The following is a 15,029-nucleotide window of genomic DNA, read 5'->3' as shown; positions in this document are numbered from 1 at the left end:
TCGTTTTAGGAAATAGCATTTAAACTCGTATGAATCTAATTAAATCAAGTATCGCTCTGTTGATTTCATCGGTTTTGATTCCCGTTCACGCGGAAAATCTCAGCGGTGCACAAGCAGTGCAAAGTAAAACCAATCAAGCATCCGCGGCTAGTCAAAAACGCATTGATACCAGTGCGGAAAAGGCGTTGACCTTGGAGGCAGAAATCGAACAGTTGCAAGAAGAAGTCAGCAATTTAAAGATTTATCGCGATCACCTTACCAGTCTTGTGAATAGTCAGAATCAAGAAGTAGACAACTTGAATGACCAAATTGAGCAGATTGCGCACACTCGCCAAGGTGTTGTGCCGTTGATGTATCACATGCTTGACGGATTAAAAGAGATCGTGGCGAACGATAAGCCGATTCGTAAAGCACAACGTGAAGAGCGTATTGCGAAGCTTGATTCGATGATGACTCGTGCGGATGTTGCCGATGCAGAAAAGTTTCGCCGAATCCTGGAAGCGTACCAAATCGAAATGGATTACGGCACTCGACTTGGCGTTTACCAAGGCAAGATTGATTTATCTGTGAACGAAATAGTCGAGGCCGACGTCCTTTATTTAGGTCGAGTATCGTTGATCGCACGTAGCTTATCCGGAGAAACGTTCTGGAGTTGGTCGCAACAGCAAAAAGCCTGGCAGCCACTTGGATCTGACCAAAAAACAGAATTGGACAAAGCGTTTGCCATGGCAAATAAGCAAATCGCACCGAGCATGTTAACGTTGCCAGTGTCGCTGACCGTTGCGGAGGGCAAATAAATGATCAAAAAATGGTTATCGGTTGCATTAATCTCAGGCGCTGCGTTGATGCCTCACACCACATTTGCCAGCGACACTTTGTTGCAAAAAGCGCAGCAGGTAAATCGTCAACAGCAATCACACAACGTAACGCGTGAAGCCGGCTTTAAACAATCAGAACATGAGTTACAGTCGCTTAAAAATCAACTGGCTGCAGAGCGTGCAGCTTTGCAAGCTGAAGCTGACGCTTTAAGCGCGACGTTCAGTGATAATGAAGCTGAATTGGCACAACTTGAAGAGAAACTTCGTTTAGAGACAGGCAGCCTTGGCGAGCTATTCGGTGTTGTACGTCAGAATGCAAAAGAACTTGAATCTGAGCTTAAACATTCCGTAACGGGTGTTGACCGCAACACTTACCAGAAAGACATCGAGGCGATTGTTGCTGCGACCTCGCTGCCTACTTTGTCACAGCTTCAGGCCATGTGGCGCAGTATGGAAGAGCAGGTGAAGGCAAGTGGTGAGCTCGCGAATGTATCATTCACATTGCTTGATGGTGAAGGTCGTGAGCAGACGATTTCGGGCGCACGCCTAGGCGCGATGGCGTTACTGGATGACAACGGTTATGTGAATTGGAATGGTCAGCGTGGTGATGCGGTTAACTACCTTCGCCAGCCTGAAAATGGTCCGACAGCAAGCACACTCACCTCGGGTGACCTAGAGAGCATCGTTATTGATCCATCACGCGGAATCCTTTTGGAGCAACTTGCGAACTCGCCAACCCTGCAAGATCGCATCAGCGCTGGTGGTGTCGTGGGTAAGATCATTCTTGGCTTACTAGCTATCGGTTTAATTATTGCGCTTGTTCGTGGCGTATCGTTAATGATTGCACGTCAGAAGATCGCACAGCAACTGAAGAGCCCTGCTCAGCCACAAGATAATCCGTTAGGCCGTGTCCTTGCGGTGTATCAGAAAGACAAACATCGCAGTGTGGAAGCATTAGAATTGCGTCTTCTTGAAGCGGTGGTTGATGAACAGACGCATCTGGAAAAAGGCTTGTCGATGCTGAAACTACTGGCGGCACTGGCTCCTATGCTTGGTCTGCTTGGAACCGTAACAGGCATGATCGAAACCTTCCAGGTGATCACTCAGTTTGGTAACGGCGATCCAAAAGTCATGGCTGGTGGTATTTCAATGGCGCTGGTAACGACAGTACTTGGTCTGGTTGCTGCAATGCCTCTGCTTCTGGCTCACAATGTGTTGAGCTCACAAGCAGAAAATATTCGCAATATTCTTGAGAAGCAAGGCATCGGCTTAGTCGCAGAACAGGCTGAGCGCGATATGCCGAAAGGAATGAATAAAGTGAACACTGTCGCGGAGAATGCAGCGTAATGGAGCAGATCTTACTCAACACATTGGGTTTGATCAGCGAAGATTGGGCCACAACCTTGATGAGCTTTATGCAGCAAGGTGGCCAGATCTTATGGTGGCTGGCTGCCGTGGTTGCGGTGTGCTGGTTATTGGTCATGGAGCGGGTGATTTACCTGACTACGGTTTTTCCTAAAGTAAAAGCAGAGCTTCGTGACCAGTGGCTGGCAAGGTCAGAACATCACTCTTGGTACGCGCATCAAATCCGCGAAGGATGGATTGCAAAGGCGCAGATTGAATTGCGTCAGAACTTATCAACGATCAAATTGCTTGTGGCTATTTGCCCAATGCTTGGCTTGTTAGGCACGGTGACGGGCATGATTACCGTGTTTGATGTGATGGCTTCACAGGGCAGCAGCAATCCAAAATTGATGGCTTCAGGTATCTCGCTTGCCACCTTACCTACTATGGCTGGAATGGTAGCGGCGTTGGCGGGGATGTTTATTCATGCACGATTAAGCAAAGTGTGTGAACGCAGAGCCATCCAATTAGAACAATCTTTAAGGAGTCAGAAGTGAGACTCGGACGCAGACCTAATCAACAAGACGAAGCTCAAGTCGATTTAACATCCATGCTTGATATCGTGTTCATCATGTTGATTTTCTTTATTGTTACTAGCTCATTTGTTCGTGAGTCAGGGGTAGAAGTCAATCGCCCGCAGGCTTCAAACGTGGTAAGCCAGAAGGACGCCGGTATTTTCATAGCGGTAACGGCAGCAAACGATGTGTATATTGACAAGCGTTTGGTCGATATCGAGCGTGTAGAAGCCTCTATCGAGCATTTGCTGCTTGATCAGCCTGATGCATCGCTTGTCATCCAAGCGGATGAGCATGCTTATAATGGTACGGTTGTAAAAGTAATGGATGCAGCAAAAGGCGCAGGTGTTAAGAACATTGCATTGGCAGCGGAGACACCTTAATGGGTAGGCTGTTACTTGCATTACCTGTGTCTTTGTTGATTTCGGTCAGCTTGTTTAGCTTTATGGCGTGGATGGTAGATAATGGCAACCAGCGTGCGCCCAAAGCTTCTGAAGCGGTTCGCTTTGACATGGTCATGGTGGAAAACGATGCAGACATACAGCGTCGTCAACGCTCGGTTCCAGAGCAGCCTGAGCCGCCGAAAGCACCAGAGCCGATGGATTTGTCTCAAGCGAACACGCAAGTTGAGCCGATGAGCCAAGTCACACCGACCAGCGCTTTGGGCCTAAATACGGCGTTGGATGGTATTGCGATTAGTGCGCCAAATCTAAAAGGCACGATGGGTAATCAACAAGCGCTACCTCTTTATCGCTTGGAACCTCGCTATCCGAGCAAAGCTCAGAAACGTAAGGTAGAAGGTTACGTGGTGTTGCGCTTTACTATTGACGCGACTGGCCGTCCAAAAGATATTGAAGTGGTTGAAGCTGAGCCAAGCCGCATGTTTGAGCGTGAGTCGATACGTGCGCTTAGAAACTGGAAATATCAGCCAAAAGTTGAGAATGGTGTGTCAATCGAGCAGTTTGGGCAGACCGTAAGACTGGAGTTCAAGTTACCGAAATGATGAAGAAATTCCTAATTGGTGCCGTCTTATGCTTAAGCGCTTTTACGACTACCGCTAACGAGTTAAGTCAGTACACGGCTTCGCGTGTCCAGCGGGCACATGCTATGGCGCAGGAAGATAACCTCAAAGAGGCCATTTCTACACTTGAAGGATTAGATCTTTCTCGTGGTTATGATCAGGCTTTCGTCGCTCGTATGTTGGGTATTTTCTATTGGCAAAACCAGCAAATTAAGCCTGCAATTAAACAACTTGAGTATGCAGTGAACAGTGGTTTGTTGCAGGATGAACAGGCGTGGCAAACCCGTAAGATGCTGGCAGATATGCTGCTTAACGAACAACAATTTTCCAAAGCGTTACCGCACTATTATGCGTTAAGTAAGAACGTGCCTAAAAATCACAAAGCCCATGATGTTTGGTTGCGTATAGCACAGTCGCATTACCAACTAAGAGAGTGGAATAAAGTGATTTCAGCCATGGGGCGTTATGAGCAGTTTGGGCAGCCAGACAAGACAGGCCCGCTTTCGATTAAGCTTTCTGCGGAGCTGGAACTCAAAAAGTGGAAGCCTGCGATTGGCACAATAAAGCGTTTGATTGCGATTGAACCTGTACGTGTGGAATGGTGGCGTCAACTGGTCGCTTTACATCTCCGCATTAATGATAATAAGCGTGCTTTAGATTCTTTGGCTCTTGCTAAGCTTCAAGGTGTCGAACTCAGCCAGGATGATTTGAAGCTGTTAGCGCAGCTGTATGCAAATCGAGGAATTCCAGAACGTGCTGCGTTGGTCTTGGATGAGCTCAATGAGATTAATTCAGACAGTAAATTGAAAGCTCAGCAAGCGACGTACTGGCAAATGGCCAAAGAGTGGGATAAGTCGATAGATAGCTGGCGTATAGCCGCGAAACTCGACTCACAGTACAACTGGAACTACTCTCAGCTACTCGTACAGGAAGGGCAGTACCAACAGGCATTGGCCGTTTTGGATGACGTTTCTGGCAGACCATCTGACGTCGCGCTTATCAAAGCTCGGGTTTATTACAAGTTGAAGCGAATTGATGATGCGCTCGCAAACGCGAAACGATCTTATGAAATGAAGCCATCCGATCAGGCAAAAAGTTGGGTGACTTATTTGTCTCAACTTCGTAAAGCAGAATCCAGTTTAAATTCTTAGATAGCTGTCAAGAACACTCAAAAAGCTCGAGGTAACACTCGGGCTTTTTTGCATTTTAACCCTCCATATTTCCAATAATCTATAGCATTTATGCAAGAGAGTTAGACTGAGTAGTCTGTACCCGATCAGTAAAAATCAGCGAATTTATCTAACAAACTAGGCTGATTTCGATACAAAGCTCTGCATTGGTTAGGCAAAGATCATTAATCCAAACTCACTGGTTTTTACTTAATAACACATCATACTGCAAAGGTATCAGCCAATATTTTTATATTGATAGAATTAAAATTAATAGATATCGGTACATTGAGAGAAGTAGCACGCAAAAAGCACAAATTTTATGCATATGAATGAAAAGTTCACTATTTTTATGTGACATTGTTCATATATTAATCAATGAGTGGATTGGTTGCATAATAAGTTGTTTGTTTTATTTAAATTTCATTACTACCTTGTTATCTGTTCGTTGCAAATGATGCAGGGTTATTCTGTTTTTGAACGAATCGGCACAAACAACTATATGGATGTTAACAATGAAAATGAAAGCTCTAGCCGTAGCAGTGGCGGCACTAGCATGTGGTACACAGGCATTCGCAGCAGAAGTTTACAACAGCGATGGTACATCTCTATCAATCGGCGGTCATGTATCTGTGGGCGTGGGTGAGTATTATGACGAGGACGTAAAGGTTCACCAAGTATCTCCTCGTATCAACGTGGCTGGCAAAAAAGACATCGGCAATGGTGTGACTGTTGATGCTAAAGGTGAGTGGGCACTTAACTACCTAAACGGTGGCGATCAGTCTTTTTCAACTCGTCTTGGCTACATTGGCGCAACGCATGAGCAACTAGGTCGTCTGGTTGTAGGTACGCAGTGGACTCCATACTACGATGTAGGTGGTGTTGCTGATTTGCCAATCGCGTTTGCGAACGACTTCCTATATTCAAACTACTACGAGCTTGGTTCTGCTCGTGGTGAAAAAATGGTTAGCTACCGTAAAGGTTTCCAATTCGGTGAAGGCTTTGCGTTCAATCTAGGTCTAGGTTGGCAAGGTCAAAACGGTGATTACGATGACCGTGGCCAAGTTTCTATCAGCACTGAGTTAGCAGGCTTCGGTCTTGGCTACGCATACAGCGGTGGTGATGTTGAATTTGGTGGTCAAACTGGTAAAGAAAACGCAAGTTCACATATTTTGTCAGCATACTACGGCTCTTACGGTTCAGGCCTTTATGCGGCAGTTGTATACGGTATGAACGAATACTTCTTTGAAGGTCTAGAAGACACTACTCAGTTAGAAGCACTTTTAGCGTACGGTGTTAACGATTGGACTTTCAGCGTGAACTACGAAGGCGTGGAAGACGATGATCTAGACACTCTTTACAGCGAAATGGCACTACAAGCAGAGTACGCTGTTACTCCTTCATTCTACACATTCGCAGGTTACCAAATTGACCTAGGCAACGACATTGATGAAGATGAAAACGACTACTGGACTATCGGTGCTCGTTACTACTTCTAATCAATAGGACAGTATCTACTGCCTAAACACAGTTATTGTGTTAGCGCCTACTTCTTGCTTTGTAAAAAGGATTAAGGGAGTAGGCGTTTTTATTTCGGCCGATTATTGTGTTGACGCTGATCGTAACAATGCCCGCAAGTGCGGGCATTGTTTTTCTGTTACTTTGTTTCTAGTAGGTCTAGGAAGAAAGCATATTCCAGTGCATCTTCTTTTAGGCGTTTAAATCGACCGGAAGCGCCACCATGTCCTGCCTCCATATCGGTCTTAAACACCAGCACGTTATTATCAGTCTTCATTTCGCGCAACTTAGCTATCCACTTCATTGGCTCAAAGTACTGAACCTGAGAGTCATGCAAACCCGTGGTGACGAGCATGTTTGGGTAATCCTGCGCTTTAATATTGTCGTAAGGCGAATAACTCAACATGTAGTCGTAATAGGTTTTGTTGTTCGGGTTGCCCCACTCATCGTATTCATTCGTGGTTAATGGAATCGATTCATCCAACATCGTCGTCACAACATCGACAAAAGGTACATGCGCACCAATGCCGCGGTATAACTCTGGCGCTTGGTTAATAACAGCGCCCATTAACAGGCCTCCTGCCGAACCGCCCACCGCGAACACTTTATCTTTTGCACCGTAGTTCTTCTCGACTAAGCCTTTCGTTACATCGACAAAATCGTTAAAGGTGTTTTGCTTTGTCAGCTTTTTACCATCCTCATACCAAGGGCGGCCGAGCATTTCAGAACCGCGAATATGGGCGATGGCGAAAACGAAACCACGATCCAGCAAACTTAAACGTGTTGAGCTGAAGGTTGGCTCTATTGTCGCGCCATAAGAACCGTAACCGTATTGATAAATAGGATTGGTACCATCTTTGTTAAAGCGATCTTTGCGATAAACCAGCGAAACAGGCACTGACTTGCCATCACGAGCTTTGATCATGATTCGTTCAGACTGGTAATTATCAGCGTTAAAGTCACCCAGGACTGGGGTTTGTTTCATGACCTCAGATTCACCCGTTTTCAGATCGAAATCATAGTAAGTACCCGGTGTGGTTAAGCTACTGTAGTAAATGCGTACTTTATTGTTATCTAACTCGTAGTTTCCAGTTAGGTACGCCGCAAATGCGCTATCGTGAAATTGGAGGGGGAATTCGTTACCGCTGGATAGTTCACGCACAGTGACCGTCGATAAGCCATTTGCGCGTTGCTCATAAACCAGATGGTCATCGAACAACTCGAAGTCGACCAGCTGAGTATCATCGTCTGCTGGAATAACATCTTGCCATTGAGAACGGTCGTGCATGTTGTCTTTATGCACTTTCATCAAACGGAAGTTAATTGCCTCATAGTTAGTGTAGATGTAGTACCAGTCGCCAAGTTTTGCGATGCTGTACTCGATACCGGTTTCGCGCGGAAAAAATGGCTTAGCTTTCGCATTTGGGTTGTTGGCATCAAGGACCGAAACACCACTGGTTTCTGTACTGGAGTGCCAAATGTAGACCTCTTCTCCATCCTTACTTTTGCTGATGTAGGTGTAGTACTCACTATCTGTTTCTTCGTAAATCAGCTTGTCTGTACTTTGCGGGGTTCCCAGTACATGGCGATAGACTTGGTAGCCTAACAGTGTTTGTGGGTCCTTCTTTATGTAATAGAACGCTTGGTTATCGTTTTGCCAGGCAATGGCACTAGAAGCGCCTTCGATTTCGTCCTCAAGGTATTTACCCGTCTCCAGATTCTTGATTTTGATGGTGTAAATACGGCGACTTAACGTGTCTTCGCCATAAGCCAAAAGCGTTTCATCAGGGCTGACATGTAATCCGCTAACATTAAAGAATTCATGGCCTTTGGCCAGTTCGTTGACATCTAAAATCACTGATTTATCGGTGCCGGAAAAGTCTTTGGCGCGCAGATGAACTTCATATTCGTTATCTCCAGAGACTTCACTGGAATAAAAGTAACTGCCCTTACGAACTGGAACGGAGTTATCGTCTTTGGCTATTCTGCCTTTGATTTCTTCAAACAGTGTTTGCTGAAGCGTTTCGGTATGCTTTAAAACAGTTTCGGCATATTTATTCTCTGCTTCAAGATGCTGCAATACCTCCGAATCTTTGCGCTCGTCGTCTCGCATCCAGTAGTAGTTATCGATACGGGTGTCGCCATGAATCGTCATGGCATGCGGCACTTTCTTTGCGACAGGCGCTTGTGTTTGCTGGGCAATGAGCTGTGACTGAGAATAATGGTTCATAGTTGAAGTTCCTTGATTACTGCATCCGGCCAAAATTGCGACTGATACGGCCAACGTCGTAAGAGTAAAACGCATCTGTTTATCCTTGTATTTTATACCCAAGTCATCGTTTTTAATGGAATCTAATTGTATATGGCTTGAGCGTGCTTTTAGGTTTGTTACCGATGTTTTTGATCTTCCAGTGATCGATATGAAACTTCATTGTGTAAGCAGTTGTTATACAAAGCAAACAGTCTTTTGGAATGTGAGTACAAAAAAGGGACATACTGCATAGTATGTCCCTAAGAAAATGCATATTGAGTTTGGTTATATAACCTGTGGTACTTGGTTGGAATGATCCGGCGTGCGATTAACCCAGCGTAGCCCGAGCATTGCTATAACTGACATCGCCATCATCAAAATACCCAGAGGCATTTGGTTCTGAGCAGGGAATAGTGACGCAAGTAAGGTTGCGATACCCGCGCCCAAGTTTTGCATACCGCCCAACGTCGCACCCGCAGTACCTGCATGGTATGGGAACGGAGAAATCGCCCCAGTTGTGGCTGCCGGAAAGAGTATACCGGCACCCAAAAAGTAAATAGTAGCGCCGCCAATCAAGGTTAACGCGGTCGTTAAGCCAAACAGGCCTGGGATCAACACGACGGCTGAACCGATAAAAATGGCAACCAGACCAACATTGAGGGCTCGACGCATTGAACGGCGCTGAGCGATGTAGCTCGATAAGCCTGAACCGATCAGGTATCCCGGGATCGGAATAATAAACAGCAAGCTGACGGTTGTCGCTGGTAATCCCAACACGCCGCCTAGTAGCACACCTGCAGCTGCTTCAATGACGCCCACACCCGCGAATGTGGCCACAAGGCAGATCAAAAAACCTTGGAAGCGTTTATCGGATAAAACATATTGATAACTCTTAGTCACTGGCTCATTTTTGCGCTTTTCGACAGGGAGAGTCTCCATCATGCTCGTCATCATGGTAATGACCACAGCAATACCAAATAGCGCGAGAAATAGGTAGCTAGAACGCCAACTGAACGCTTCTGTTAAATAGCCACCCAGTAATGGGGCCATCAAAGGTGAGAAGAGGATACACATGCTGATCAAGCTGTTCGCACGGTGTAATTCTGCACCTTCAAAACAGTCACGAGTTAAGATACGTGCCATCGCGCCACCACAGCCAATGCCCAAGCCCTGGATAAAGCTACCGACTAAGAACCATTCAAACTGGTGGGTAAATAGAGCGACTAACGTCCCCACGATGTAAATGAGCAAGCCAGCAATAATAATTGGTTTACGTCCAAGGCGATCGGACAACGGACCATACACAAACTGTGACAAGCCATATGGGATCAAGTAACAGGCCATAACGGCTTGAAGTGAAGACGCAGAAACCAAAAATTCACTCGCCATATGACCGATTGAAGGCACGTACATCGTTTGGGTCATCTGACCTACGGCAGTCAATATTGCGATTAAAAACGTAAGTTTCACTAATGGAAACGAAGCCGGCATTTACGTGTATCTCCAATAAATTTAAGGTGTAAGAAGCCTTAGCTCTCCATAAAGAGTGCTAATGTAATTTGTTATATTAGGGGATGATTCGTGCGAGATATTAGTGCTTGAATCTGTGCTTGGCAATCTAAACTTTTGTCGTCAAGCAAGATTAAAATCTATGATTTGGATTAGAAAAAATAATCCGAAAGTTTGGTGTGCGAAAAGACAAAAAAGGGAGCGAATGCTCCCTTTGAAAAATTTATGCTTGTTCTCGACCTGATGCGTAAGCGTACAGCAGTTCTAGAGCAATGGTCGCGCCTGCTAATGCGGTGACATCACTTTGGTCATAAGGTGGTGATACTTCTACCACGTCCATGCCTACGATATTCATGCCAGCCAAACCACGAATGATTTTAAGCACCTTGTCAGTATTTAAACCGCCGCAAACCGGCGTTCCCGTTCCCGGAGCAAATGCTGGATCTAAGCAGTCTATATCAAAGGTAACGTATACTGGCTTATCAGCAACGGTACGACGAATCTCGTCTAGAATCTCATTCACAGACATGTCATTGGCTTGCATCGCATTAATAACGTTGAAGCCGTGATCTTGCTGTTTGTATTCAGTACGAATACCAATTTGTACTGAGTTCTTTGCAGAAATTAGCCCTTCTTTCGGTGCATGGTAGAACATCGTACCGTGGTCGTATGAGCTGCCGTTCGCGTATGTGTCTGTATGAGCATCGAAATGAACTAGCGCCATTTCGCCATAATGTTTCGCATAAGCACGCAGAATCGGAAGGGTGATGAAATGATCCCCCCCCAGTGCAAGCATTGTTTTCTCGCTTTTTAAGATCTCGCTTGTCGCCGCTTCCAAACGGTAAGTGAAGTCTTCTGCGTCACCGCAATCGAAGACCAAGTCTCCGGAATCAATGACGGTTAACTTATCAAATACGTTGAAATCCCAAGGGAATTTTTTACCTTCCCAGGCTAAATTCACCGAAGCGCGACGGATAGCATCCGGACCCATGCGAGCCCCTGAACGACCAGATGTTGCCATGTCGAGAGGAACGCCGAGTACCACAACGTCTGCCTCTGCAGTCACCGGATTTTTAATGTACGGAAGACGCAGAAACGACATTGAGTTGGAGTAAAGCGAATAATCAGTTTTAGTAAACAAATCATTCATATCAGAAATCCTCTAAATAGGTGTATCCCACCAAACCTTGTTCCAGTTCAGCAAGGATTTGTGTTTGTTCACCGGCTTCAACTCGTTCTGAAACCAGTTGTTTGTAATTATCTCGAATCGCTTCAACGTCGATATGAACATAACGCATCATGTCTTCTACGCTATCACCTTCGTTGATGTAGCTAATTTCAAACTCACCGTTCTCTTCTACGTTAACAACCACACTGTGGGTGTCGCCAAATAAGTTGTGCATATCACCAAGAATTTCCTGGTATGCGCCGACTAGGAAGAAGCCCAGCAGGTATGGCTTATCTTTGGTCCACGCTGGAACTGGTAACGTACTTTCTATACCTTGACCATCAACATAAAGATCAATCGCACCATCAGAGTCACAAGTGATGTCCAACATAACTGCTCGACGTTCTTCGGCGTCGCCTAAACCAGAAAGCGGCAATACAGGGAATACCTGATCGATCCCCCATGCGTCTGGTAGAGACTGAAAGAGCGAGAAGTTGACAAAGAACTTGTCTGCGAGACGTTCGCTCAACTCATCCAGAATAGGACGGTGGAAGCGGTTCTTCGTGCTCATCTTACGACTCAATTCGAAGTAAATGCGTAGCGACAGCTGTTCTGCCCAAGCGCGTTGCTCTAGGTTAATTACGCCAGTTGCAAAATTAGAATGTGCTTCTGCCAAGTCACTTTGCGTGTCGTTGTAAATCTCAATCAGTGCTCGAGCGTCAGTGCCGTTTTGCAAGTTTTCCCAATTACGCCACATGTTTTGCAGCAACAAAGGGGCATCATCGGCTGGAGCAAACACGTCTTCAGGTTGGTAAGCTTCTGTGCCAATTACATTGGATACCAACACGGCATGATGCGCCGTCAAAGAGCGACCGGACTCAGAAATAATCACCGGCATCGGCTGCTCATATTGCTGACATACATCGCCAACCGTATTGACGATATTTCGTGCGTATTCAGCAAGGCCATAGTTCATCGAGTTGGATGATTGGCTACGTGTTCCGTCATAATCTACAGCTAAGCCGCCACCCACATCGAAGTAATCAATGCCGGCACCCATTGCGCGCAGCTCGCAGTAAAAACGTGCAGACTCATTCACACCGTTGCGTACATCACGAATGTTCGCCATTTGTGACCCAAGATGGAAGTGCACCAATTGCAAAGCATCGAGGTTACCACTGTTCTTCAGGCGGTTAATCACACTCAGCACCTGTGATGCAGACAGACCAAACTTGGACTTTTCGCCACCACTTGATTGCCACTTACCGGCTCCCTGAGAAGCAAGGCGAATACGCAGACCCAATCGAGGCTGTACGCCCAAGCTTTCTGCTTCTTGCAGTACCAGATCAAGCTCTGATAGCTTCTCTAAGACGATAAACACTTTATGTCCGAGCTTTTCGCCAATCAGCGCAAGGCGCACGTATTCACGATCTTTATAGCCATTACAGACAATCACGGAGCTAGCTTGTTGAGCCAGGGCCAGTACGGCTAATAGTTCCGGTTTACTGCCAGCTTCGAGGCCGAGTTGTTTCGTCTCGAGCTCTGCCTGGCTGGCGAGTATTTCATCAACCACTTCACGTTGCTGGTTTACCTTAATTGGGTATACCAACAAGTATTTATTCGGATACTGATAATCTTCAATCGCTTGGTTGAAAGCATCACAAAGACCATGCACACGTTGATGCACGATCTGTGGGAAGCGAACGAGAACAGGCAAGTTCAGCTGCTTCGCTTCTAGCTCTTTTACAATGGCACTGAAAGGGATTTGATGTGCACGGTCACTTCGAGGAGAGACGTATACCTCGCCTTGGTTATCGATACCGTAGAAGCCTTGGCTCCAGTAGTGAACGTTGTAGTCCGCGCGAATGCGGTCTAATTTCGTTGCTTTTTCCAACTCAATTCTCACAAAAATGTACTTAACCCTTTAATTTATTAGAAGGAAAAGTACCAAAAAGCAATTCATGAGGCATTAATACCAATCACAGTGAGTAAGTGATCAGAAATAGCGCAGGAAAAATGCATGATAACAAGGCACAACTTTTTCATAAGTAGTTACTCTACAGTCAAAAATTGTAACGCAGTTATCGAACATTTTAACCAGCTAGAATGACCAGTTATTTGCTACGATTGGTATCACCTCATACCCTGACACGAACTCCGTGTGCGCGCATTAACGGACAAAATTTGTTTAGAGTCTAATGATTAAAATCTATCTTATCGATTAGGCTTTGTTGTCGAAGATTGGTGTAAATATTTATACCCAGTTTACTTCTTGAGGGGGGATTCGGAGTGCTGTTACTGGTGTCAAATTAACTTGGACAACATATATTTAACAATTTAATGTTTCTACTGTTATAGTTGGTCTGACCAGCAAGGATGCGGTCTTAAAACAGTATAAGGATAGATTTTGCAGCTACATAGAATTCAGGGGTACATACAGACCATGTACCTGGCCGAGTACGCCGATAAACTCATGTTGCTTGATGGTGCAAGCCGAGCTGATATCCCTCATCTTAAAGATTTTATTGAGTATCAACTTAAGCGACCATTTACCGATCTCAAGCTGGTGGTCGTAACCCACATGCACCCGGATCATGCGGGAGCGGCGCATAAGCTTAGAGCTCTGACAGGGTGCAAAGTGTTGGCGGCCAAACGTGACGTTCAGTGGTATAGCGGTATTGATGGTTGGTTGATGCATTTGACGGATTTGGCGTTGGCTAGGTGGATGGCAAATCGAATGCACAAACCCAAACGCAACCTGTGGTATTCAAGGAAACTGAATCCAGATATTGAGCTGGTGGACGGTGAAACTATTCCTGGTTTTGAAGATTGGCAGGTATTAGAAACGCTGGGTCATACCGACAGAGATTTATCGGTCTATCATGCGGAGCAGAGCGTGTTGTACGTCGCGGATCTGATAGTAAAAGTGAAGAAGCACTTAATTGCACCGTTTCCTATCTTTCACCCCAATCAATATCGTCTTTCCGTTAAACGGGTTTTTGAACTGCAACCAAGCTGTTTGTTGCTTGCGCATGGAGGGGAAGTGGTTTTGGATGAAAAAGCCTATCGGCATATTCTGGATACAGCGCCGACCAAGCCGCATACCCATTGGCGAGCAACGAAAATAAAAGCGAAAGGGTTGTTGAGTGTGTTGTTGCGGAGAAACAAGAGATGAGTGACATTTTGTAAAAGGGTCACTCATCTATACGATAGCGTTATGGCGCTAACAAGTGTGACTGGCTTGGATCAACTAACACTTTATCTGCCATTGCCTGACGACCTAGCAGCATCATGTACGTCATGTTTTCGCGGTTAGTCAACGTAATGTCTATTGGCCACTGTTGATCGTTCATGCGTAGCATTGTAGTGATCACACAGCGGTGCTCGAACGTCCCGTTTGAGGATTTCACTTTACGGTTCGCTTTTAATGGCGCTGTACAACGAACGACCTGTTCTAAGTGATAAACATCCGGGTGAAGATCGAACTCTACGTACGAACGGCCGTTTTTCTCAAAGCACTCGATATTATCGACGTGAAGAGAAGATGTTTGCGCCCCAGTATCAATACGAGCTTCAAGATGGGGAATTCCTAACTCTGGTAAGCAGATTGCTTCGGCATTCCCAATGACAATTTTCTGATTCATAGTGTCATCCTA

Annotated in this window: 13 protein-coding genes; 8 read left to right on the top strand and 5 right to left on the bottom strand. The window is 45.7% G+C overall.

Translation table 11 applies throughout. The annotated features are described in order from the left end of the window. Nucleotides 1-29 precede the first annotated feature (29 nt). From DBX26_RS20555 to DBX26_RS20525, 7 genes are all read left to right on the top strand, one after another. Nucleotides 30-797 carry a DUF3450 domain-containing protein gene (locus DBX26_RS20555; protein ID WP_162889755.1) on the top strand — a complete coding sequence of 256 codons (768 nt, stop codon included), beginning with the start codon at nt 30-32 and terminating at the stop codon, nt 795-797. Then, on the top strand, nt 798-2,165 hold the full coding sequence (locus DBX26_RS20550; protein WP_118120757.1) for a MotA/TolQ/ExbB proton channel family protein: 1,368 nt from the start codon (nt 798-800) through the stop codon (nt 2,163-2,165). Next, nucleotides 2,165-2,719, top strand: coding sequence for a MotA/TolQ/ExbB proton channel family protein (locus DBX26_RS20545; RefSeq protein ID WP_014233525.1), 555 nt, complete (start codon nt 2,165-2,167; stop codon nt 2,717-2,719). The genes DBX26_RS20550 and DBX26_RS20545 overlap by 1 nt, the downstream gene beginning before the upstream one ends. Continuing rightward, a complete protein-coding gene (locus DBX26_RS20540) occupies nt 2,716-3,120 on the top strand; it encodes a biopolymer transporter ExbD (RefSeq protein WP_014233526.1) in 405 nt (134 codons plus the stop codon). The genes DBX26_RS20545 and DBX26_RS20540 overlap by 4 nt, the downstream gene beginning before the upstream one ends. Continuing rightward, complete coding sequence (locus DBX26_RS20535) at nt 3,120-3,740, top strand: energy transducer TonB (RefSeq protein WP_118120756.1); 621 nt, start codon at nt 3,120-3,122, stop codon at nt 3,738-3,740. The genes DBX26_RS20540 and DBX26_RS20535 overlap by 1 nt, the downstream gene beginning before the upstream one ends. Continuing rightward, complete coding sequence (locus tag DBX26_RS20530; RefSeq protein ID WP_118120755.1) at nt 3,737-4,909, top strand: tetratricopeptide repeat protein; 1,173 nt, start codon at nt 3,737-3,739, stop codon at nt 4,907-4,909. The genes DBX26_RS20535 and DBX26_RS20530 overlap by 4 nt, the downstream gene beginning before the upstream one ends. Nucleotides 4,910-5,442: 533 nt before the next feature. After that, the gene (locus DBX26_RS20525) at nt 5,443-6,426 is read left to right on the top strand and encodes a porin (RefSeq protein ID WP_014233529.1); all 984 of its coding nucleotides are present in this window, start codon (nt 5,443-5,445) and stop codon (nt 6,424-6,426) included. A 158-nt stretch (nt 6,427-6,584) separates the two neighbouring features. Here DBX26_RS20525 and DBX26_RS20520 read toward each other — a convergent pair whose 3' ends face one another. The 4 genes from DBX26_RS20520 to speA form a co-directional block, all read right to left on the bottom strand. Continuing rightward, nucleotides 6,585-8,750 carry a S9 family peptidase gene (locus DBX26_RS20520; RefSeq protein WP_118120754.1) on the bottom strand — a complete coding sequence of 722 codons (2,166 nt, stop codon included), beginning with the start codon at nt 8,748-8,750 and terminating at the stop codon, nt 6,585-6,587. A 231-nt stretch (nt 8,751-8,981) separates the two neighbouring features. Then, the gene (emrD, locus tag DBX26_RS20515) at nt 8,982-10,187 is read right to left on the bottom strand and encodes a multidrug efflux MFS transporter EmrD (RefSeq protein WP_020334640.1); all 1,206 of its coding nucleotides are present in this window, start codon (nt 10,185-10,187) and stop codon (nt 8,982-8,984) included. A 241-nt stretch (nt 10,188-10,428) separates the two neighbouring features. Further along, on the bottom strand, nt 10,429-11,355 hold the full coding sequence (speB, locus tag DBX26_RS20510; protein WP_014233532.1) for an agmatinase: 927 nt from the start codon (nt 11,353-11,355) through the stop codon (nt 10,429-10,431). Nucleotide 11,356: 1 nt separating this feature from the next. Then, a complete protein-coding gene (speA, locus tag DBX26_RS20505) occupies nt 11,357-13,267 on the bottom strand; it encodes an arginine decarboxylase (protein WP_024373026.1) in 1,911 nt (636 codons plus the stop codon). Nucleotides 13,268-13,816: 549 nt separating this feature from the next. Here speA and DBX26_RS20500 point away from each other — a divergent pair. Further along, entirely contained in the window at nt 13,817-14,548 is a 732-nt protein-coding gene (locus tag DBX26_RS20500; protein WP_162889779.1) for an MBL fold metallo-hydrolase, read from the top strand. 40 nt (nt 14,549-14,588) lie between these two features. Here the strand turns inward: DBX26_RS20500 and DBX26_RS20495 are convergent, their stop codons facing one another. Further along, nucleotides 14,589-15,017 carry a RimK/LysX family protein gene (locus DBX26_RS20495; protein WP_014233535.1) on the bottom strand — a complete coding sequence of 143 codons (429 nt, stop codon included), beginning with the start codon at nt 15,015-15,017 and terminating at the stop codon, nt 14,589-14,591. Between the last annotated feature and the right edge of the window lie 12 nt (nt 15,018-15,029).

Source organism: Vibrio sp. dhg (assembly GCF_003443775.1).
In the GTDB taxonomy this organism is placed as follows: Bacteria; Pseudomonadota; Gammaproteobacteria; order Enterobacterales; family Vibrionaceae; genus Vibrio; species Vibrio natriegens.
Note: the sequence above shows the minus strand (reverse complement) of the source record. Positions and strands in the feature narration are given on the sequence as shown.